General features: G+C 64.3%; 19 protein-coding genes and 1 pseudogene. 16 read left to right on the forward strand and 4 right to left on the reverse strand.

Translation table 11 applies throughout. The features are described from left to right. Positions 1-4 precede the first annotated feature (4 nt). From lepB to ACKWRH_RS04385, 3 genes are all read right to left on the reverse strand, one after another. The gene (lepB, locus tag ACKWRH_RS04375) at positions 5-781 is read right to left on the reverse strand and encodes a signal peptidase I (RefSeq protein WP_028151632.1); all 777 of its coding nucleotides are present in this window, start codon (positions 779-781) and stop codon (positions 5-7) included. Further along, a complete protein-coding gene (gene tldD / locus ACKWRH_RS04380) occupies positions 778-2,205 on the reverse strand; it encodes a metalloprotease TldD (RefSeq protein WP_212453083.1) in 1,428 nt (475 codons plus the stop codon). The genes lepB and tldD overlap by 4 nt, the downstream gene beginning before the upstream one ends. A gap of 120 nt (positions 2,206-2,325) precedes the next feature. Continuing rightward, positions 2,326-2,871, reverse strand: coding sequence for an invasion associated locus B family protein (locus ACKWRH_RS04385; protein WP_445219471.1), 546 nt, complete (start codon positions 2,869-2,871; stop codon positions 2,326-2,328). 447 nt (positions 2,872-3,318) lie between these two features. Between ACKWRH_RS04385 and coxB the strand changes: the two genes are divergently transcribed. From coxB to ACKWRH_RS04450, 13 genes and pseudogenes are all read left to right on the forward strand, one after another. Beyond that, entirely contained in the window at positions 3,319-4,161 is an 843-nt protein-coding gene (coxB, locus tag ACKWRH_RS04390) for a cytochrome c oxidase subunit II (RefSeq protein WP_445219472.1), read from the forward strand. An 88-nt stretch (positions 4,162-4,249) separates the two neighbouring features. Then, positions 4,250-5,875 carry a cytochrome c oxidase subunit I gene (gene ctaD / locus ACKWRH_RS04395; protein WP_445219473.1) on the forward strand — a complete coding sequence of 542 codons (1,626 nt, stop codon included), beginning with the start codon at positions 4,250-4,252 and terminating at the stop codon, positions 5,873-5,875. Positions 5,876-5,936: 61 nt separating this feature from the next. Then, positions 5,937-6,881 (forward strand): heme o synthase, encoded by a 945-nt coding sequence (locus ACKWRH_RS04400; protein WP_028151627.1) that lies wholly within the window; start codon positions 5,937-5,939, stop codon positions 6,879-6,881. Next, positions 6,878-7,054, forward strand: a complete 177-nt coding sequence (locus ACKWRH_RS04405; protein WP_014498510.1) for a hypothetical protein — start codon at positions 6,878-6,880, stop codon at positions 7,052-7,054. Before ACKWRH_RS04400 ends, ACKWRH_RS04405 begins: the two co-directional genes overlap by 4 nt. Positions 7,055-7,059: 5 nt before the next feature. After that, positions 7,060-7,722, forward strand: coding sequence for a cytochrome c oxidase assembly protein (locus ACKWRH_RS04410; RefSeq protein WP_445219474.1), 663 nt, complete (start codon positions 7,060-7,062; stop codon positions 7,720-7,722). Positions 7,723-7,801: 79 nt separating this feature from the next. Further along, positions 7,802-8,698, forward strand: coding sequence for a cytochrome c oxidase subunit 3 (locus ACKWRH_RS04415; RefSeq protein WP_208067435.1), 897 nt, complete (start codon positions 7,802-7,804; stop codon positions 8,696-8,698). A gap of 188 nt (positions 8,699-8,886) precedes the next feature. After that, on the forward strand, positions 8,887-9,288 hold the full coding sequence (locus ACKWRH_RS04420) for a DUF983 domain-containing protein (RefSeq protein ID WP_445219475.1): 402 nt from the start codon (positions 8,887-8,889) through the stop codon (positions 9,286-9,288). Beyond that, positions 9,285-10,037 carry an SURF1 family protein gene (locus ACKWRH_RS04425; RefSeq protein WP_445219476.1) on the forward strand — a complete coding sequence of 251 codons (753 nt, stop codon included), beginning with the start codon at positions 9,285-9,287 and terminating at the stop codon, positions 10,035-10,037. The genes ACKWRH_RS04420 and ACKWRH_RS04425 overlap by 4 nt, the downstream gene beginning before the upstream one ends. A gap of 117 nt (positions 10,038-10,154) precedes the next feature. Beyond that, positions 10,155-10,520 (forward strand): nuclear transport factor 2 family protein, encoded by a 366-nt coding sequence (locus tag ACKWRH_RS04430; RefSeq protein ID WP_445219477.1) that lies wholly within the window; start codon positions 10,155-10,157, stop codon positions 10,518-10,520. A 316-nt stretch (positions 10,521-10,836) separates the two neighbouring features. Next, a pseudogene (locus tag ACKWRH_RS04435) lies at positions 10,837-13,196 on the forward strand (TonB-dependent receptor). A 28-nt stretch (positions 13,197-13,224) separates the two neighbouring features. Further along, positions 13,225-13,500 carry a hypothetical protein gene (locus ACKWRH_RS04440; protein ID WP_445219478.1) on the forward strand — a complete coding sequence of 92 codons (276 nt, stop codon included), beginning with the start codon at positions 13,225-13,227 and terminating at the stop codon, positions 13,498-13,500. 3 nt (positions 13,501-13,503) lie between these two features. Next, positions 13,504-15,039 (forward strand): PepSY-associated TM helix domain-containing protein, encoded by a 1,536-nt coding sequence (locus ACKWRH_RS04445; protein ID WP_445219479.1) that lies wholly within the window; start codon positions 13,504-13,506, stop codon positions 15,037-15,039. Further along, entirely contained in the window at positions 15,036-15,314 is a 279-nt protein-coding gene (locus tag ACKWRH_RS04450; RefSeq protein WP_445219480.1) for a DUF3325 family protein, read from the forward strand. Before ACKWRH_RS04445 ends, ACKWRH_RS04450 begins: the two co-directional genes overlap by 4 nt. On the opposite strand, the gene ACKWRH_RS04455 is transcribed toward ACKWRH_RS04450, so the two are convergent. Next, entirely contained in the window at positions 15,298-16,626 is a 1,329-nt protein-coding gene (locus ACKWRH_RS04455) for a histidine kinase (protein ID WP_445219481.1), read from the reverse strand. The genes ACKWRH_RS04450 and ACKWRH_RS04455 overlap by 17 nt on opposite strands. Before the next feature lie 86 nt (positions 16,627-16,712). On the opposite strand from ACKWRH_RS04455, the gene ACKWRH_RS04460 reads away from it, so the two are divergent. From ACKWRH_RS04460 to ACKWRH_RS04470, 3 genes are all read left to right on the forward strand, one after another. Further along, the gene (locus ACKWRH_RS04460) at positions 16,713-17,357 is read left to right on the forward strand and encodes a response regulator transcription factor (protein ID WP_014498503.1); all 645 of its coding nucleotides are present in this window, start codon (positions 16,713-16,715) and stop codon (positions 17,355-17,357) included. 563 nt (positions 17,358-17,920) lie between these two features. Further along, complete coding sequence (thrC, locus tag ACKWRH_RS04465) at positions 17,921-19,339, forward strand: threonine synthase (protein ID WP_445219482.1); 1,419 nt, start codon at positions 17,921-17,923, stop codon at positions 19,337-19,339. Further along, entirely contained in the window at positions 19,336-20,625 is a 1,290-nt protein-coding gene (locus ACKWRH_RS04470; protein WP_028148714.1) for a M16 family metallopeptidase, read from the forward strand. Before thrC ends, ACKWRH_RS04470 begins: the two co-directional genes overlap by 4 nt. Positions 20,626-20,643: the final 18 nt, after the last annotated feature.

Below are 20,643 nucleotides of genomic sequence, written 5' to 3' on the forward strand. Positions count from 1 at the left end.
CAGCTCAGTGCACGGCGGTGAAGAACCGCGCGAGCCGGAAGCCGGAGAGCCAGGTCCACACCGGCTGGCCGCGCATGCCGAGATCCCAGGAGCCGAGCACGGCATCCGCGCGCCCGACCAGATTGTCGATCGGCAGCAGGCCGACGCCGCCGGAGCGCAGGGGCACGCGGCTGTCGGCGGAATTGTCTCTGTTATCGCCGAGCACGAAGAGGTGGCCGGGCGGCACCGTCACTTCAGGCGTGTTGTCGAGCGGACCGTTGTCGCGCATCTTGAAGATCAGATGCGACACGCCGTTCGGCAGGGTCTCGACATAGCGGTAGGCGGGCTCGCTGCCGCCATTGTCGTCTTCGGCGGCGCCGACACCATCCGGCTTCAGCTCGGCGGGACGGTCGTTGATGAAGAGCTGGCCCTGCCGCATCTGGATGCGGTCGCCGGGCAGACCCACGACGCGCTTGACCCACGCCTGCGAGCGATCGCCGGGCCAGCGGAACACGACGACGTCGCCCTGCTTCGGCGTCTCCGCGAAGACGCGGCCGCTTTCGGGCAGGTTGATCTGGATCGGCAGCGACGAGGTGCCGTAGCCATAGGGGAATTTCGAGGCGAGCAGCGCATCGCCGATCAGGAGCGTCGGCTCCATCGAACCCGACGGCACGTAGAACGGCTCGGCGAGGGCGCCCTTGGCGATGAACACGGCGGCGACGATGCCGGCGAGCTGCATCAGCTGACCAGCCCAGCCGCTGCTCTTCCGCTTGGCGGGGACAGTTACCTTCTCAACGCTCATGCGCCCGTTCCACCTACAGTAATACGTTCCATCAGAAGCGACGGCTGGCCGACGCCGACGGGCACGCCCTGACCGTTCTTGCCGCAGGTGCCGATGCCAGTGTCCAGCGCGAGATCGTTGCCGATCATGCGGATGCGGTGCAAATCGGTCGGCCCGTTGCCGATCAGCATGGCACCCTTCAGCGGCGCGCCAATCTTGCCGTTCTCGATCTTGTAGGCCTCGGTGCACTGGAACACGTATTTGCCCGAGGTGATGTCGACCTGGCCGCCGCCGAAATTCGCGGCGAACACGCCGTTCTTCACGGAGGCGAGGATCTCGGCCGGATCGCGGTCGCCGGCGAGCATGTAGGTGTTGGTCATGCGCGGCATCGGCACGTGGGCGTAGCCCTGGCGGCGGCCGTTGCCGGTCGGCTTCATGTTCATCAGGCGCGCGTTCTGGCGGTCCTGCATGTAGCCGACCAAAATGCCGTCCTCGATCAGTACGGTGCGGTTGGTCGGCGTGCCCTCGTCGTCGATCGACAGCGAGCCGCGGCGCGAGGCAATGGTGCCGTCGTCGACCACGGTGACGCCCCTGGCTGCGACCTGCTGGCCCATCAGGCCGGCGAACGCAGACGTCTTCTTGCGGTTGAAGTCGCCTTCGAGGCCATGGCCGACCGCTTCATGCAACATCACGCCGGGCCAGCCGGCACCAAGCACGACGTCCATCTCGCCGGCGGGGGCGGGGATCGATTCCAGATTGACCAGGGCTTCGCGCAGCGCGCCGTCGGCGGCGTCGCGCCAGGACTTCGTCTCGATGAATTCGGCATAGCCGGCGCGGCCGCCATAACCCTTGCTGCCGCTCTCCTGGCGGTCGCCCTGACCGGCGACGACGGAGACGTTGACGCGCACCAGCGGGCGGATGTCGCGATAGCTCTCGCCGTCGGGCCGCAGGATCTCGACGACCTGCCAGGTCGCCCCCAGGCTGACGCTGACCTGCCGCACCCGCGGATCCTTGTCGCGCAGATAGGCGTCTATCTCGGCGAGCAGCTTCACCTTGGTCTCGAAGCCCGGCGCATCCAGCGGATTGTCGTCACTATAAAGCCGCACGTTGGTATGCGCCGGCGGGGCCGCAAAGCTGCCCGAATAGCCGCCGCGCACGGCAGCGACCGCGTCGGCGGCGCGAATCAGCGCCGGCAGCGACACGTCGGAGGAATGGGCATAGCCGACCGCGTCGTCCTTGACGGCGCGCAGGCCAAAGCCCTGCGAGGTGTCATAGGTCGCCTGCTTCAGCCGCCCGTTGTCGAACATCAGCGCTTCGGTCTGGCTGTACTCCAGGAACAATTCGCCGTCGTCGGCACCGGCAAGCCCGCGTGCGACCTCGTTGCGAACCTGGTCGCGGTCGAGATTGGCGCGGTCGAGCAGGGAGGTTGTGGCTGGATTGGTCATGCGTCCGTCCATTATCGGAAGATGTAGGGCAAGATAATGGTTTCCCGGCGGTTCCGCGAGGGTGCCAGGTGCCACATTACGAAACGATAGGATTCGCCGGGCGCGGACGCGCCTGCCGCCCTACGGCAGCTTGTCATAGCCCTCGCCGAGCCCGTTCAGGCTGAGCGGGAAGCCGATGCCTTCTTCCGGGGTCTCGAAGATGATGAAGGTCGCCGTCTTGGCGGTGCGGAGCTGGCCGAGCAGCTTGTCGTCCATGACGACCTCGGCGACGCAGCCATTGGGCAGGCAGCGGACGAAGCCGGCGCGGCCGACGTCCTGGTTGTCGAGCTTCAGCCCGAGGCCGGAGGGCAGCAGCACGCCGAGCGGGGCGACCACCCGCATCAGCCGACTCTTCTGGTCGGCGGTCTTGAGCACGATCACGGTGAGGCCGGCATTGGAGCGGTCTTCGGCCACCACGCTCTGGATCAGGGCGCATTGCTCGGTCTGGGCGCCCGGCGGGGTGTCGCAGCGGATCTGCCAGTCGCCGTGGACGGAGCGCACCGCGCCCTGCGCATGGGCGAGGCCCGGCAGCGCCAGGACGACGACCGCGGCCAAGAGGGCGGCCAGCATCGTGAGGCCGCTCGCCTGCCCTTTAGCCCGCCTTGCCATGCCTCTCGAAAACCCCATCGGGTCGGTCCCTCTGCTCGCCTGGGTCGCTTGTGCCTGGCGGACTGATACGGGAATGACGGCGTCTTGAAGGCGATTCGCAAGCAAATTCCGCGCCGCCCACACCGCCGTCGCCCGCACGAATCAGGTTCCTGCGCGGCTGTCTGCCAGTGCGTACCGCGGGCAATTCCGCTGTCAAGCCGCGGCATCCCGGGAAACGGCATTTTTCTCTGATGTTACTAGGAAATATCTTGCGGGTGATGGCTGACAGACGGGTATCAAGACTGCATTGCGATAGATCAAGAATTATGGTTTGAGAGGCTTGATTTCGGCGTTCTCGCGATCTGGCCCCAATTCCTCTTAGAGGTATTCTTGCGCGGCGGTTTGTCAGACGGGCGGATCGAATAAGCGTTTCCCAAAAATAGGGGAACGCACTTGGGGTGATTTCGTAAGGGGAGCGCGAACGGCATGAGGATGTCGATGGGCCAGGTGGGCCGGCACTTGCTGGGATTGGCCGTGGCGGGTCTGACGCTGGCGACGGGCGGTGCGACATTCGCCGCTGAGCTCGGGCAACCGGCGCCGTGGGAGTGGACGCTTCAGCAATCCGCCTCCCCGGTGATGGACAACATCGTCTGGTTCCACAACTTCCTGTTCGTGCTGATCACGCTGATCACGCTGTTCGTTCTGGCGTTGCTGGTGATCGTGGTCATGAAGTTCAACGCGAAGGCCAATCCGGTGCCGTCGCGGACCACGCACAACACGCTGATCGAGGTGGCTTGGACGCTCGTTCCTGTGCTGATTTTGGTCGGTATCTCGGTGCCGTCGTTCCGCCTGCTGTTCCTCGAGCTCGACGTGCCGAAGGCGGATTTGACCATCAAGGCCACCGGCAAGCAGTGGTACTGGTCCTATGCCTATCCTGATAACGGCAAGTTCGAGTTCGACTCGCTGATGGCCCAGGACAAGCAGCCCCGCCTGCTCGGCGTCGACAACGAGATGGTGGTGCCGGTCAACAAGGTGGTTCGTGTCCAGGTCACCGGCGCGGACGTCATCCACGCCTTTGCGCTGCCGGCTTTCGGCGTCAAGATCGACGCCATTCCGGGGCGGCTGAACGAGACCTGGTTCAAGGCCACCAAGACCGGCATGTTCTACGGCCAGTGCTCGGAGCTCTGCGGCAAGGACCACGCCTTCATGCCGATCGCGATTCGCGTCGTGGAGGACAAGGACTTCGCCTCCTGGGTTGAAACGGCGAAGAAGAAATTTGCGAGCGGCGGCACCAGCACTTTCGCCTCCGCGGCCGGCCCGACGCAGTAAGCGCCGGGTCAAGGCTCGAGGGACTGAAAGCGACATAAAGGGCGGGACCTCCAAAGGGTCCGAACGGGACGCAAGGCAGGATTTGAAAATGGCAACGAGCGCAGCGGCACACGGCGATCACGCGCAAGACCACGGACATGACGAGCACGCCCATCCGACCGGATGGCGGCGCTATGTCTATTCGACCAACCACAAGGACATCGGCACGATGTACCTGATCTTCGCGGTCATCGCCGGCGTCATCGGCGCCGCGATGTCGATCGCGATCCGTGCCGAGCTGATGTATCCGGGCGTGCAGATCTTCCACGAAACGCACACCTATAATGTGTTCGTGACCTCTCACGGCCTGATCATGATCTTCTTCATGGTCATGCCCGCGATGATCGGCGGCTTCGGCAACTGGTTCGTGCCGCTGATGATCGGCGCGCCCGACATGGCGTTCCCGCGCATGAACAACATCTCGTTCTGGCTGCTGCCGGCCTCCTTCGCGCTGCTGCTGATGTCGACCTTCGTCGAGGGCGAGCCGGGTGCCAACGGCGTCGGCGCCGGCTGGACCATGTATGTGCCGCTGTCGAGCTCGGGCCATCCGGGCCCGGCCGTCGACTTCGCGATCCTGTCGCTGCATCTGGCGGGCGCCTCGTCGATCCTCGGCGCCATCAACTTCATCACCACGATCTTCAACATGCGCGCGCCGGGCATGACCCTGCACAAGATGCCGCTGTTCGTGTGGTCGATCCTGGTAACGGTGTTCCTGCTGCTGTTGTCGCTGCCGGTGCTCGCCGGTGCGATCACCATGCTGCTCACCGACCGCAATTTCGGTACGACGTTCTTCGCGCCCGACGGCGGCGGCGATCCCGTGCTGTTCCAGCATCTGTTCTGGTTCTTCGGCCACCCCGAAGTCTACATCCTGATCCTGCCCGCCTTCGGCATGGTCAGCCAGATCGTCTCGACCTTCTCGCGCAAGCCCGTGTTCGGCTATCTCGGCATGGCCTACGCAATGGTTGCGATCGGCGGCATCGGCTTCGTGGTCTGGGCGCACCACATGTACACGGTCGGCATGTCCTCGGCGACGCAGGCCTATTTCGTCGCGGCGACGATGGTCATCGCGGTTCCGACCGGCGTGAAGATCTTCTCGTGGATCGCCACGATGTGGGGCGGCTCGATCGAGTTCCGTGCCCCGATGATCTGGGCGGTGGGATTCATCTTCCTGTTCACCGTCGGCGGCGTCACCGGCGTCGTGCTGGCGAACGCCGGCGTCGACCGCGTGCTGCAAGAGACCTACTACGTCGTCGCGCACTTCCACTACGTGCTGTCGCTCGGCGCGGTGTTCGGGATCTTTGCCGGCTGGTACTACTGGTTCCCGAAGATGTCGGGCTACATGTACAGCGAGACGCTCGCGAAGGCGCATTTCTGGGTCACCTTCATCGGCGTCAACTTGGTGTTCTTCCCGCAGCACTTCCTCGGCCTGTCCGGCATGCCGCGCCGCTACGTCGACTATCCCGACGCGTTCGCGGGTTGGAATCTGGTCTCGTCGGTCGGCTCCTACATCTCCGGCTTCGGCGTGCTGATCTTCCTTTACTGCGTGATCGACGCCTTCGCGAAGAAGGTGCCGGCTGGCGACAATCCGTGGGGTGCGGGCGCGACCACGCTGGAATGGACGCTGCCTTCGCCGCCGCCCTTCCATCAGTTCGAAGTGCTGCCCCGCGTGCAGTAAGCCAACGTTCGCGGCGCCCGTGACGGGCGCCGCGGCTCTTTACCGAAGTGAGTCAAAACTAGTGTCCGTCCTCGACCATAACGCCATCGACATCGATCCCCGCATCTCCGAAGCGGAGGTGGGCGACTACATTGCGCTGCTCAAGCCGCGGGTGATGTCGCTGGTGATCTTCACCGCGCTGGTCGGACTGGCGATGGCGCCCGGGCATTTCCACCCGGTGCTGGCCATCACCTCGCTGCTCTGCATCGCGGTCGGTGCCGGCGCTTCCGGAGCGCTCAACATGGCGCTCGAGGGCGATATCGACGCCAAGATGTCGCGCACGGCAAACCGGCCGATTCCGCGCGGCCGCATCACCCGTCCCGAGGCGATGGCGTTCGGCATGACGCTCGCCTTCTTCTCGGTGATGACGCTCGGCATCCTCGTCAACTGGATCGCGGGCGCGCTGCTCGCCTTCACCATCTTCTTCTACGTCGTGATCTACACGATGATCCTGAAGCGCAGGACCGCACAGAACATCGTGATCGGCGGCGCCGCCGGTGCGCTGCCGCCGGTGGTGGCGTGGGCCGCGGTGACGGGCACCGTCGACGTCGAGCCGCTGCTGCTGTTCGCCATCATCTTCTTCTGGACGCCGCCGCACTTCTGGGCGCTGGCGCTGTTCCGCTCCGACGACTACGCGCGTGCCGGCATTCCGATGCTGCCCAACGTCGCCGGTCCCGACGCGACGCGGCTTCAGATCCTGCTCTACACCATCGTGCTGATCGCGGTCGCCGCCGCCCCGTGGGCGCTCGGCTATTTCGACGCCATCTACGGCATCGTCTCGCTGATCCTCGGCGCCGGCATGCTGGTGCTCGCGATCAACGTCTATATGCGCCGCGAGCGCAGCCAGTCGCTGCGCGCGACCCGCAAGCTGTTTGCCTTCTCCATCCTTTATCTGTTCGCGCTGTTTGCGACCCTGCTGGCCGAGGTCGTGTTTCGGGCGCTTGCTCCGATGGTAGGGGGCGCATGATCGCGGGAATGGCCGACAAACCTGAGATGAACGGAATCGTCCTCACGGAGGCGCAGAAGAAGAGCCGTCGTCAGCGCTCCATTGCCATTGCTTTGGCGCTCGGCGTGCTCGTGGTGCTGTTCTTCGCCGTCACCATCGTCAAGGGACCGGCAGTCCTCGTCCGGCCGATGTAGGAAACATGGATCGAGAGCCCACCATATCGCGGGATCAGAGCCGGACAGCCAAGCAGGGGCGTGGGCCTTCCAAGGGTCTTGCCAAGGGTCTTGGCCGCGACGTGCTGGTCGCCTCGATCTGCGGCGGCGTGGTGGCGCTGATGGTCGGTGCCTCCTACGCGGCGGTGCCGTTCTACAACTGGTTCTGCCGCGCCACCGGCTTCAACGGCACGACCCAGGTCGCGACCTCCGCGCCCGCCACCGGCCCGATCGCGCGCAAGATCGCGGTGCGCTTCGATTCCAACGTCGCGCCCGGCCTGCCCTGGAAGTTCGAGCCGGAGCAGAGCGAGATCGAGGTCAATATCGGCCAGGTCGTGACCGTCTTCTACACCGTGACCAACCAGGCCGCGCGCACCACCGCAGGCCAGGCGGCCTACAACGTCGCCCCGCTGACGGTCGGCTCCTACTTCCAGAAGATCAACTGCTTCTGCTTCACCGAACAGACCATGGCGCCCGGCGAGAAGCGCGAGATGCCGGTCGTGTTCTACGTCGATCCGTCGATCGCCGACGATCACGAGAACGACGGGCTGAACACGATCACGTTGTCCTACACGTTCTATCCGGTGCGCGATCCCGTGGTGAAGCCGCTGGCGTCGGGCGAAGACGACAAACGCAAGGGAAATCTCTGACCGCCGGGCTCACGTCGCGGGGGTTGGACACAAGGGGATAAGTGCCGGACAGGCACGGGATTGAGGAGAGAGACCGCAAATGGCAACGGCGCACACCAAGCATCACGACTACCACCTGGTGGATCCCTCCCCGTGGCCCGTCGTCGGCTCTATCTCGGCCTTTGTCATGGCGGTCGGTGCGATCACCTGGATGCACCACATGTTCTCGGCCGCGCCGATCATCTTCGGTGCCGGCACCGTCGGCGTGATTTATACCATGGCTAGCTGGTGGGCCGATGTGATCAAGGAAGCCCAGTACAAGGGCGATCACACCCGCGTCGTGCAGCTGCATCACCGCTACGGCATGATCCTGTTCATCGCCTCCGAGGTGATGTTCTTCGTCGCCTGGTTCTGGGCCTATTTCAACGCAGCGCTGTTCCCGGCCGATGCCGTCCACGCCACGCGCGACGCCGTGTTCGGCTGCGGTCTCGGCACCGCGGCTGGTGCCTGCGCCGTGCCCGGCACCTGGCCGCCGCATGGCATCGAGACCTTCGATCCCTGGCATCTGCCGCTCCTGAACACGCTGATCCTGCTGACGTCGGGCACCACCGTGACCTGGGCGCACCATGCGTTGCTCGAGAACGATCGCCAGGGCCTGAAATACGGCCTGATCCTCACCGTCGTGCTCGGCGCGCTCTTCACCTGCGTGCAGGCCTATGAGTACAGCCACGCGGCGTTCTCGTTCGGCGGCAACGTCTATGGCGCGACCTTCTTCATGGCGACCGGCTTCCATGGTTTCCATGTGCTGGTCGGCACCATCTTCCTGCTGGTCTGCCTGTTCCGCGCCTATGCCGGCCACTTCACGCCGACACAGCACCTCGGTTTCGAGTTCGCCGCCTGGTACTGGCACTTCGTCGACGTGGTCTGGCTGTTCCTGTTCCTCTGCATCTATGTGTGGGGACACGGCGCCGAGACCATGGCCCACGGCGCGCACTGAGCCGAATTGGACCGATCAGAAAGGGCGGCCCCAGGGCCGCCCTTTCGCTTTTGGGCCGCCGGAAGCTGTGATTGAGCGTTTTCGAGCGAAGTGGATACCGGTTCGCGTGAAGAAAACGCGTCAAAACAAGAATCTAGAGCTTCGGTTCTGATTCAATCAGAACCGATAATGCTCTAGAGTCCGTCACCATGAACGACACCACCGGCCCATCCGAGCCCGAGACGACTGTCCTGCAAAGCGCGATGCGCGGCCTTGCCTGCAAGTGCCCGCGCTGCGGCCAGGGCAAGCTCTATGCGGGTTTCCTGACGCTCGCGCCCAGCTGCGACCGCTGCGGCCTCGACTATGCCTTCATCGATACCGGCGACGGTCCTGCGATCTTCATCATCATGCTGGCCGGCGGGATCGTCGTTGCGTGCGCGCTGATCGTCGAGGTCAAATACCAGCCGCCGTACTGGCTGCATGCCGCGCTGTGGCTGCCGCTGATCCTCGCGACCACGCTCTTGCCGCTGCGCGCGATGAAATCGCTGCTGATCGCGCTGCAATTCCACCACAAGGCGGCGCCGGGCCGGCTGGTCGACCGCGCGAAATGAACGAGACCGCGCGCAAGCCCCGCGTGGCCGGCTTCGCGCTGTTCACGCTTTTCCTCACGGCGGTGTTCGTCGCGCTCGGTGCCTGGCAATTGCAGCGCCGCGTCGCCAAACATCAGTTGATCGCAGCATTGACCGAGCGCCTCGCGGCGGCACCGGTTGCGTTGCCGCCGCCGTCGCAGTGGAGCACGCTGACGCCGGAGCGGGACGAATTCCGCCGGGTCACTTTTACGGCGACCTACGAGTCCCGTCTGGATGCGATGGTCTACAGTTCCGGCTCTGCCATTCGCCCCGACATTTCCGGTCCCGGCACCTGGGCTTTCCTTCCCGCACGGCTGCCCGGCGGCGATATGGTCGCGGTCAACGCGGGCTTCGTGCCAAACACCAAACAGGATCGCGCCCTGCAGGATCGGGCGGTCGCGCGGCTCGTTACCAACAAGCCGGCGATGTTGACCGGCTACGTCCGTTTCCCCGAGGCGGCCAGCGTGCTCATGCCTGACGCAGAGCACGACAAACGGCTGTGGTTCACTCGCGATCATCTCGCCATGTCCCGGGCGCTCGGCTGGGGCACGGTCGCACCGTTCTACGTCGACCTCGAGCAACCCGTACCCGAGAACGGCATTCCGCGTCCCGGCCCGCTCGAGGTGCATCTGAAGGACGATCATCTGCAATACGCCATCACCTGGTTCGCGCTCGCCGGCGCGGTGCTGATCGCATTCGGCGTCTGGGCGAGGGGACGGCGCCCGGCCTGAAATTCTCCGTAGGTCCCCGGCGGGAACCCGGTATTGCCCGGGGTTTATTATTCAGGACATATTCACGAGGGTGGTCCTAAGCCGCACGCAAATTTTCGCGGCAGACAGGATTTCGGTGTGAGCGATTTCGACCAGATGGGAATTGTCGTCGACTGGGTGGACGCCTGCCGGAAGGGCGACCTCGCGACGCTGCTCGATCTCTATGCGGACGACGCCCGGGTCGAATGCATGTGCAACGGCAAGCGACATTATCGCGGACGGCGCGAGCTCGAAACCTATTGGGGACCGCGGCTCAGCACCTTCTCGTCGGCAGGCTTCGGCCTGGAGGAAATCAATCCGGTGCCGCACGGCATCGATCTCGAATATTCCGTCGCGGGCTCGCTGCGTATCCACGCCTCGTTTCGCTTCAGCCCCGAAGGCAAGATCTACAGCACCATGTGCGAGCCGGCACGGCAGAATCCGCACGACGGCTGCGCCTGCTGATCACACCACGTAAATCGTCCATCTCTCGACATCGCGCTTCAGCATCGTTCGTCGCAAAAGCCGGTAAGCGCGCTTGGCGACATCGCGACACGCATCTTTCGTTCCGCAGCTTGATACACTCTTCATCTCTTTCCCGATTAAGCTGCTTCTCTTTCCTTCGAAGTGTGCATCTCTTTCCTGTTTGCTCTGCGCGCATCGTTTTGTGCGGCATGATCGCTAAACTTAGACATCTTCCATCTCTGCGTTGCTCCACTCACCGAAATGCACGTGTTAGGGGACCCATGGGACCTGCGCGTTTGCAGGATTGGGGTGCCGTATGGAATGCGTCGTTGCGTCGAGACCTGTGGTCCGCGCGGTTTTACTTGGGGCCGTCAGCTTTCTCGCTCTGTCGTTGAGTTTTCCGTCCGACCAGAGAGTCTACGCGCAAGGCACGTTGCCGCCGGTGACGGTGGATGCCCCCGGCAAACCGAAGCCGCGGCAAACCATCCAGCGGTCGCAATCATCGCGCGAACGCGTGCAAAGGCGGCCTGCTGCGTCGGCGCCGGGTAACGTTGCCCCGGTGATGTATGTGACGCCTTCGACAGGCACGCTCGGAGCGCCGCCCGCAGCCTATGCCGGCGGACAGGTCGCCACCGGCGGAAGTCTCGGCCTTCTCGGCAATCGCAGCGTGATGGACACGCCGTTCAACCAGACCAACTACACGGCCGAGCTGATCAAGAACCAGCAGGCGCGCACGATTCGCGACGTCCTCGCCAACGATCCTTCCGTACGCGTGGTTCAGGCCGCCGGCGGAGGCGCCGATACCTTCTTCATCCGCGGCTTCTACTACGACAGCGGCGATCTGGGGCTGAACGGGCTCTACGGGATCGCGCCCTATTACTCCACCGGCGCAAATTTCGTCGAGCGCGTCGAGGTCCTGAAGGGGCCGAGCGCGGTGCTCAATGGAATGACGGTCGGCGGCACCGGCGCGACCAGCGCGGGCGCCGTGGGCGGCAGCATCAACCTCATCACCAAGCACGCCCCGGATGTCGACATCACTCAACTCACGGGGACATACGTCTCCAAATCGCAATTCGGCGAGCAGATCGACGTCAGCCGGCGCTATGGCGAGCACAAGGAGTGGGGCATTCGGCTGAACAACACCTATTCGAACGGCAACACGCCATGGAATCGCCAGAACGACGAGTTCGGCAACGTTGCGCTCGGCCTCGATTACCGCGGTGAAAACGCGCGCTTTGCCGTCGACCTCGGGTACCAGGCCGACGTTCTCAATCCGCCCATGCGCTTCTTCACCGTGGGTTCGACGTCATTCCCCCGCCGCCGAAGGCCGGGCTGAATTTTCAGGTGCCATGGGCCTACTATCAGCCGACGGACTTCTTCACGACCGTCAAGGGCGAGGTCGATCTCGCCGACTGGATCACGGCATACGCGGCGTTCGGCTACCACGATAGCAACATCAACTATGCCTATCCGTCGCCGATCATCAGCAATGCCATTCCGGGTGTGGCGGTAGCGACCCCCGCCACATTCCAGCTAGGCGGCCTGCGCTCGACGCCATTCCAGGGCAAGGAGACCTTCGAAACCTTTGCCGGCGAGGCGGGTGTCCGCATCAATGCCGACACCGGTCCAGTCAATCACGCCGTCAACGTCGGATATTCGATCAATGACAGAACCTACACCCAGAGCGTGCTGACGCCGACGCCGGCGCCGGGAACGATTTACTGGAATCTCTACACCGAGCCCACGAACATACCGAAGTCGACATTCGCGAATCTGGCTGCCAATCAGCTCACCAATGTTGATCTCTGGAGTGTCGGCGTCTCCGACACGATGTCGCTCTGGAACAAGCGTCTCCAGTTCACGGTCGGCGTTCGTCGCCAGACCGCCGGAAGCTCGGTGACAAATTATCTCGCTCCGGCATCGAGCAGGCCGGAGCAGGATATGTCGGTGTGGACTCCTGCCTACGCCATCGTCGTGAAGCCGATCGAGAATATCTCGCTCTACGCGAACTACATCGAGGGATTGCAGACGCCCGTCGTCGTGGCCGGCACGTTCGCGAATGTGGGTACGGTTTTCCCGCCCGGGCAGACCAAGCAGGTCGAGGCCGGCATCAAGATCGATGCGGGCCGCATCACTGCGACGATGAGCGGGTTCGACATCTCGCAGCCGAGCATCGTTTCGGTGGCCGGGGTGCCGCTGCCCTCACAGCAACTCAACGGGCGGCAGCGTAACCGCGGCGTCGAGCTCAATGTGTTCGGCGAGGTGACCCCGGCGATCAGGTTGCTCGGCGGCGTCGCGCTGATCCATGGCGTGCAGGAAAATGCAACGCTTCCCGCCAATAACGGCAAGGACGCCATCGGCGTGCCGGCGATGAACGCAAATTTCGGCGTGGAATGGGACCCGTTCTTCCTGCGCGAACTGACCTTGACGGGACGCGTGATCTACACGAGTTCGCAATATGTCGATCTGGCCAACACGCTGACGCTGCCGGAGTGGACGAGATTCGATATTGGCGCGCGCTATACGTTCACCTCGCCGTGGAACGGCAAGCCGATCGTGGTTCGCGCCAACATCGAGAACCTCTTCAACAAGGCCTATTGGGCGTCCGCCTATAGCGGCGTGATCACGCTCGGTGCGCCCCGGACCTATTTGGTCTCGACCACATTCAACTTCTGACGGGCTTTGCCGCTGTGACCATCGCCACATGAAGACCTTCGCCAGAACCGCTCTTGCCATCGTCGGAGGTTATCTCGGAACCTCCGCGATCATTGCCGCGCTGGCGATGATTGCGGTGGCCATGGTAGGCATGGAGCGGAGCGAAGCCGCGACGCTGGGCTCGATGTTGGGATTCGTGATCTATCTCGGCGTCATGATCTGGTCGTTTGCCGAGCCGGCTTTGATCCGCGTCACGCTCTGGCTCGGGGCCGTCACGGCGCTCAGCCTGACGCTGATTCTCCTGCTCAGCCAGCTCTCGGCCTAGACCATGGAGCCGACATTCCGCGCATCGATGAACTGGCTGCACACCTGGTCGGGGGTGATGCTGGGCTCGCTGCTGTTCGCGATCTTCTGGATGGGAACGCTGTCGGTCTTCGACAAGGAGATCGACCGCTGGATGATGCCGGCATCGCGCCTCGCGCTTCCGGCTGATTTTTCCTACGAGACGATGCGACCGGCCTATCAGGCCGCGGTGGCGGCGAAATCGCCCAGCGTACTCCTGCTCGTTCCGAACGAGCGCAATCCGGTCATCACGGCGCTGTGGCGGGCGGCGGATGGCTCGTTTGCCCAGCACATGTTCGATCCAGGGACGGGTGCCGAGCTGCCGGATCAGGGCACGCTTGGCGGAAGCCGGTTCATCTATCCCTTTCACTACAGCCTGAACCTGAAGGTGCTGGGCCTCGGCTATTGGATCGTCGGCCTCTGCGGCATGATGATGATGGTGCTGTGCGTGTCCGGCGTCGTGATCCATCGCAAGATCTTTGCGGACTTCTTCACCTTCCGGCCCGAGCGCAAGATCCGGCGTGCGACGCTCGACCTGCACAACGTCGCAGGCGTGCTCGGTCTTCCCTTTCACGTCGTCATCAGCGTGTCGGGCCTCGTGATCCTCTTCTCGCTGTATTTTCCCAGCAGCATATGGGCGGTCTACCGGCAGGATGCGCGCCTGTTCGGGCGCGAGGCCTACGGCTCCTTTGTGCGGCCCCCGGCCAAGCGTCCCGCAGACCTGATCTCGTTCGACACGATCGTCGCGAAGGCGAAGTCGGTCTGGGGGCAGGGGCAGCCGAATTATCTCTATGTCTTTCATCCGGGCGATGCCGCCGCCTATGTCCAGGTGAACCGCTCGTCGGAGGACGTTGTCAGCAACATCTCCCATGTGGCCTATGTCGATGGAGCGACCGGCGAGCTGCTCTCGGCAAGCAAGCCCGAGAAGCCGGCCGCGATGACCCAGCGCTTCATCGCCGGCCTGCATTTCATCCAGTTCAGGCACTGGACGCTGCGATGGCTGTACTTCGCGCTCGGACTTGCCGGATGCGTCCTGATCGCGACCGGGCTGCTGTTCTGGGTCGAGTCCCGGCGGGAACGGCATCGCAAGCTCGGTCGTTCCGGAGCGTGTGTCGTCGAGGCGGTGACGATTGCGAGCGTGACCGGGGTCCTGATCGCGACGCTGGCCTTCATGGTGACAAATCGTGCGCTACCTCTCGGCGCGTCGGCCTTCGGCATCGAGCGCGGCGTGATCGAGGTCGTTGTCTTTCATCTGACCTGGCTGCTCACGTTGCTGCATGCATGGGTGTCCGCGGGCCGGGCCTGGATCGGCCAGTGCTGGACTATCTCCGTGCTCGCTGTGGCGGCTGTGCTGCTCAACGCGGTGACGACGGGCGACCATCTGATCAGAACCATCGCTGCCCGGCAGCTCTGGCCGGTCGCAGGGATCGACGCCACGCTGCTGATCGCAGCTATCATCGCGGCCTGGGTTGCGTGTCGTCTCTCGCGCAGCGGACGGCTCGACGCGGCGGGTGTGCGATGATCGCGATGGCGTTGCTCTTCGCCGGATGTAGCTTACTGGCGGGCAGCCAGCCAAAACAGTTCAGCCGTATCGTCCGCCATGGCCATCTTTCCAACCCGGCCAGGATCGCGCTGCGATCGCTTGGTGCAGTCCTGCTGTTGGCAGCGCTCGTGATCCTGATCCGGACTGAGGGACCGTCCTTTGGCGCGCTCGTCTGGGCTTGTCTGCTGAGCATCAGCGCGATCGCTGTCGCGCTGATCCTGGCGTGGCTGCCGAGGTTTACGTCGGCGACCTAGCCTCTCCGACCGGCAGGCGGCAGCGCACATAGGTTCGCTCGTCCGCGCGCAGCAGTGACAGCGATCCGCTGAGCGCGCGCACGCGCTCGTGCATGCCCGTCAGGCCGCGGCCGAAGACGTTGTCGGCGGGAAAGCCGCCGCCGTCGTCGGAGATCTCAATCGTGAGCACCTCGCCGGCAATGGTCGCCTGCACATGGGCATTGTCCGCGCCGGCGTGGCGCAGCACGTTGGTCAGCGCCTCCTGGATCAGGCGATAGACGGTCTGGGCCAGCGGTCGGTCGATCTCGTTCAGACCAGGATCGATCGTGGCCGTCAGGCTGATATGCGGCGCCTGTCTGCGAAAGTTCTGGAGCAGCGTCTGCACGCTGGTCTCAAGCCCCAATTCCTCGATGTAGAGCGGCCGCAGCCGGTCGAGGATGCGGCGGTTGGTCTGCTGGAGCGCCTCGACCGATCGCATCACCTCCTGCGCCGGGTTGCCGAGATTTCCCGCCGGCGAGGCCTCGCTCAGCGCGATCGTGCTGGCGCGGATGCCGAACAGGAGCGGTCCGAGCTCGTCGTGCAGCTCGCGCGCGAGATCGCGCCGCTCGTCGTCCTGGAGCGACACCAGGCGGTGCAACAGGTCGCGATTATCCTGACTCAATTGCGCGAGCGTCATCGCCAGCGCATTGGCCTCCTGGCAGCTCTGCTGGATCTCCTGTGGTCCTGCGACCGGGATAGGCGTTGCATAATCGCCGCGCCGGATTCGCGTGAGGCCCGCGCCGAGATCTTGCAGGGGACGCAGCGCCGATCCCGCAAAGAGATAGGCAATGGTCCCAGTCAGGGTCATCAGCACGGCGATGAGGCTCGTCAGCGCCAGGAAGCCGACCCATTTCTCGAACAGATCGGCTGACAGGTCCGGCATGAACACGATGTCGCCGACGCGCCTGCCGCCGATGATGACGGGAGATGCCGCGTCCATCTCCGGGATGGCGATCAGGTCCACGAACCAATGCGGCACGCCATGCAGATCACGCAGGCTGTCCTTTGGAGAGGGCGCGGGACCCGCTTCCGCTGAACGGAATTGAATATCCGAGGAGCTGTCCAAAGAATGGACAAATGCGTCGAGTATCTTCCGCGGGTCGTCCGAGACCCTCAGGCTGTTGTTGAGCGCCTCGGCGACCGTCCGGGTCGAGCGTCGGCCCGGCTCATTCTCGTCGGCAAGCTGCCCTGTCGCAAAGGTCTGGAGCAGCACGCCGCCCATGACCAGCGCGGCAAGGAAGCTCAAGCCGAGCGGGAGAAACAATTGTGTTCTGAATGAGAGCCGCTGCCACATTAGGTCAATTCTAACGCGCATTGGCGGGATTTGCTCTTTCCATTTGTTCCCGCCGGTCTATGAGTCGAAAAACAAGAGAGCGCGCGATGCAAGATACCGCCAAACCGGCGACCCGAGTTCTGATCGTCGACGACCATCCCGTGGTGCTGTCGGGATGCCGCACCCTTTTCGCGTCCGACCACTCGATCCGGATCGACGAGGCGACCGACGCCAAATCCGGGCATCGCGCCTATATCAGCAAGCGGCCCGACGTCACCGTCATCGACATCAGCCTGCCCGACGTCTCCGGCTTCGAGCTGATGCGGCGGATCCGCAAGGACGACCCTGACGCCAAGATCATCATGTTCAGCATGAACGACGATCCGGCCTTCGTGGTGCGGGCGGTCGAGCTTGGCGCGCAGGGGTATGTCTCCAAGGGCGACGATCCCCGGATTCTGCTCAAGGCGGTGCGCAAGGTGGTCGCGGGCGACAATTTCATCTCGCCGCAGCTCGCGGAGGCGGTCACGTTCTCCGGTGCGGCGATCAAGGCCAATCCGGCCTCGCAGATGACGCCGCGGGAGCTCGAAATTCTCCGCCTGCTCGGCCGTGGCGACAAGATCGTCGAGGTCGCCGAGGCGCTCGGCATCTCCTACAAGACGGTCGCCAACACCACGTCCCTGCTCAAGCAGAAGCTCGGCGCCAAGAACCATTCCGACCTGATCAGGATCGCGGTGGAAATCGGGATGAGCTGACGCCCGGGGGCACTCGCGGCCCGGCACCGAACCGGCTGCTCCAGGATGCAGCCGGTCCGGCCGGGCGGATCGGGTCTCGGCGCGTAGCCGGGCAATGCATGGACCGCGCCGACACCATCCGCCGACACAATGGGCCGGAGTGATATTCGTTCCTGAATCGCCCGAAATTTCGGGAAAAAGCGGCAATAGCGCGTGATCGCTCGCAGGGATGCCTTTGCGAAACCCGAAACGCGCCGGGAAAAATAGGAACATTTTCTTGCACCCGCCGTTTTGGCTCTTGACGATTTCGTGACGGGCGCCGAGAACTTGGCCGACAGTTTTGGCGGGCCGGCAACCCGCACGAGGCAAACCGGGTCTGCACAAATCAACGACAGACCTTCCAAGAGAAGGGCTGCGGCATCGCCGCAGCCCTTTTTCGTTGAGCGGGGCACAGGCGGGAAGCGGTTTCCCGATGCCGCAAAACACTTTATGGTGGCCCAACGCCTCTGGCCGTTAACAAGTAGTTTCATGAAATCAAAGGCTTATGGATCTGGCTCAAGGCCGGCCGGCCTTTGGAGGGCAGTTTGACTCGCTATATCTCGACCCGGGGCGAGGCCCCAGAACTCGGCTTCTGCGACGTGATGCTGACTGGGCTTGCCCGCGACGGCGGCCTGTATGTGCCGGTGACCTGGCCGCAGCTCTCGACCGAGGCCATCGCTGGCTTCTTCGGCCGCCCCTATTGGGAGGTTGCGGTCGATGTGATCCGTCCGTTCGCCGGCGGTGAGATTTCGGATGCCGAGCTCGGCCGCATGGCGAATGAGGCCTATGCCACCTTCCGCCATCCGGCGGTGGTGCCGCTGCGCCAGATGACGCCGCATCAATTCGTGCTGGAGCTGTTCCACGGCCCGACGCTCGCCTTCAAGGACGTGGCGATGCAGTTGATCTCGCGGCTGATGGATCACGTGCTCGCCAAGCGCGGCCAGCGCACCACCATCGTGGTCGCGACCTCCGGCGACACCGGCGGCGCCGCGGTCGAAGCTTTCGCAGGGCTCGAGAATGTCGATCTCATCGTGCTGTTTCCGCACGGCCGCATCTCCGAGGTGCAGCGGCGGATGATGACCTCGACAGGCGCGGCCAACGTCCATGCGCTCGCCATCGAAGGCAATTTCGACGACTGCCAGGCGCTCGTGAAGGGGATGTTCAACAACCATCGCTTCCGCGATGCGACCTCGCTCTCCGGCGTCAACTCTATCAACTGGGCGCGCATCGTCGCCCAGGTGGTCTACTACTTCACTTCCGCCGTCGCCGCCGGCGCGCCGGCACGTACGGTGGATTTCGTCGTGCCGACCGGAAATTTCGGCGACATCTTTGCCGGTTATGTCGCCAAGCGCATGGGGCTGCCGGTGCGCACGCTGCGCATCGCCGCCAACGTCAACGACATCCTGGCGCGCACGCTCAAGACCGGGATCTACGAGGTGCGCGAGGTGCACGCCACCGCGTCGCCATCGATGGACATCCAGATCTCCTCGAATTTCGAGCGGCTGCTGTTCGAGGCCGGCCGGCGCGATGCGGCGGGCGTCCGCCGTCTGATGGACTCGCTGAAGCAGTCGGGGCGCTTCGTATTGCCTGACGCGACGCTGGCCGCAATCCGCGAAGAATTCGACGCCGGCCGGGCCGACGAGACCGAAACCGCAGCCGCGATCCGCGCCGCCTGGCGCGAGGCGGGCGAACTGGTCGATCCCCATACCGCGGTCGCGCTTGCTGTCGCCGACCGCGACACCACCGATACGACGGTGCCCAGCATCGTGCTCTCCACCGCCCATCCGGCCAAATTCCCCGATGCGGTCGAGGCAGCCTGCGGCCAGCGGCCGCAATTGCCCGCCTGGCTCGACGGTCTCATGACCAAATCCGAACACATGAAGGTGATGAAGAACGATCAGGCCGAGGTCGAGCGGTTCGTGCTGTCGGTCAGCCGGGCCGCAAAACAGGGAGTTGCCGGATGAGTGTCGAGATGTCCAAGCTTGCCTCCGGCCTGACCGTCGTCACCGACGAGATGCCCCATCTCGAGACCGCGGCGCTCGGCGTCTGGGCCGGCGTTGGCGGGCGCGACGAGAAGCCGAATGAGCACGGCATCTCGCATCTGCTCGAGCACATGGCGTTCAAGGGCACGACCAAGCGCTCCTCGCGCGAGATCGTCGAGGAGATCGAGGCCGTCGGCGGCGACCTCAATGCCGGCACCTCGACCGAGACCACGTCCTATTATGCGCGAGTGCTGAAGGCCGACGTGCCGCTCGCGCTCGACGTGCTCGCCGACATCCTCGCCAATCCCGCTTTCGAGCCCGACGAGCTTGAGCGCGAGAAGAACGTCATCGTGCAGGAGATCGGTGCCGCGCAGGACACGCCCGACGACGTCGTGTTCGAGCATCTCAACGAGCTCTGCTATCCCGATCAACCGATGGGCCGCTCGCTGCTCGGTACCGCCAAGACCTTGCGTGCCTTCAACCGCGATATGCTGCGCGGCTATCTGTCGACGCATTATCGCGGCCCCGACATGGTGGTGGCGGCAGCCGGCGCGGTCAATCACAAGCAGGTCGTCGCCGAAGTCGAGAAGCGCTTTGCGAGTTTCGAGGGGACGCCGGGTCCGAAGCCGCAAGCCGCCCAGTTCGGCAAGGGCGGCGCCAAGGTGGTGCATCGCGAACTCGAGCAGGCGCATCTGACGCTGGCGCTGGAAGGCGTGCCGCAGAGCGATCTGTCGTTGTTCTCGCTCCAGGTCTTCACCAACATCCTCGGCGGCGGGATGTCGTCACGGCTGTTCCAGGAGGTGCGCGAGAAGCGCGGCCTCTGCTACTCCATCTACTCGTTCCACGCGCCCTACACCGACACGGGCTTCTTCGGCCTCTACACCGGCACCGATCCGGCTGACGCGCCGGAGATGATGGAGGTCGTGGTCGACATCATGAATGATTCGGTGGAGACGCTGACCGAGGCCGAGATCGCGCGGGCCAAGGCGCAGATGAAGGCGGGCCTCCTGATGGCGCTGGAGAGCTGCTCCTCCCGCGCCGAGCAGCTCGCCCGGCATGTGCTGGCCTATGGCCGGCCGCAGACGGTCGAGGAACTGGTGGCCCGGATCGACGCCGTCAGCGTCGAATCGACCCGGGATGCCGCGCGTGCGCTGCTTTCGCGGAGCCGCCCTGCGGTTGTCGCATTAGGCAGTGGCAGGGGTCTGGACACGGCGGTGTCTTTTGCGGAAGGATTGACCCGGGCACGTGCCAAGGCGCGGCTGCATTAGGAGCCGCGCACGGGCTGA

The sequence above is a fragment of the Bradyrhizobium sp. Pa8 genome (assembly GCF_052588265.1).

Bases quoted from the DNA above. Each gene is read 5' to 3' on its own strand.
- ACKWRH_RS04440 (WP_445219478.1), top strand. From the start codon at position 13,225: ATGAAGACCTTCGCCAGAACCGCTCTTGCCATCGTCGGAGGTTATCTC.
- ACKWRH_RS04385 (WP_445219471.1), bottom strand. From the start codon at position 2,871: ATGGGGTTTTCGAGAGGCATGGCAAGGCGGGCTAAAGGGCAGGCGAGC.
- coxB (WP_445219472.1), top strand. From the start codon at position 3,319: ATGAGGATGTCGATGGGCCAGGTGGGCCGGCACTTGCTGGGATTGGCC.
- ACKWRH_RS04470 (WP_028148714.1), top strand. From the start codon at position 19,336: ATGAGTGTCGAGATGTCCAAGCTTGCCTCCGGCCTGACCGTCGTCACC.
- ACKWRH_RS04460 (WP_014498503.1), top strand. From the start codon at position 16,713: ATGCAAGATACCGCCAAACCGGCGACCCGAGTTCTGATCGTCGACGAC.
- ACKWRH_RS04415 (WP_208067435.1), top strand. From the start codon at position 7,802: ATGGCAACGGCGCACACCAAGCATCACGACTACCACCTGGTGGATCCC.
- ACKWRH_RS04420 (WP_445219475.1), top strand. From the start codon at position 8,887: ATGAACGACACCACCGGCCCATCCGAGCCCGAGACGACTGTCCTGCAA.
- ctaD (WP_445219473.1), top strand. From the start codon at position 4,250: ATGGCAACGAGCGCAGCGGCACACGGCGATCACGCGCAAGACCACGGA.
- lepB (WP_028151632.1), bottom strand. From the start codon at position 781: ATGAGCGTTGAGAAGGTAACTGTCCCCGCCAAGCGGAAGAGCAGCGGC.
- ACKWRH_RS04405 (WP_014498510.1), top strand. From the start codon at position 6,878: ATGATCGCGGGAATGGCCGACAAACCTGAGATGAACGGAATCGTCCTC.
- tldD (WP_212453083.1), bottom strand. From the start codon at position 2,205: ATGACCAATCCAGCCACAACCTCCCTGCTCGACCGCGCCAATCTCGAC.
- ACKWRH_RS04425 (WP_445219476.1), top strand. From the start codon at position 9,285: ATGAACGAGACCGCGCGCAAGCCCCGCGTGGCCGGCTTCGCGCTGTTC.
- ACKWRH_RS04410 (WP_445219474.1), top strand. From the start codon at position 7,060: ATGGATCGAGAGCCCACCATATCGCGGGATCAGAGCCGGACAGCCAAG.
- ACKWRH_RS04445 (WP_445219479.1), top strand. From the start codon at position 13,504: ATGGAGCCGACATTCCGCGCATCGATGAACTGGCTGCACACCTGGTCG.
- ACKWRH_RS04450 (WP_445219480.1), top strand. From the start codon at position 15,036: ATGATCGCGATGGCGTTGCTCTTCGCCGGATGTAGCTTACTGGCGGGC.
- ACKWRH_RS04455 (WP_445219481.1), bottom strand. From the start codon at position 16,626: ATGTGGCAGCGGCTCTCATTCAGAACACAATTGTTTCTCCCGCTCGGC.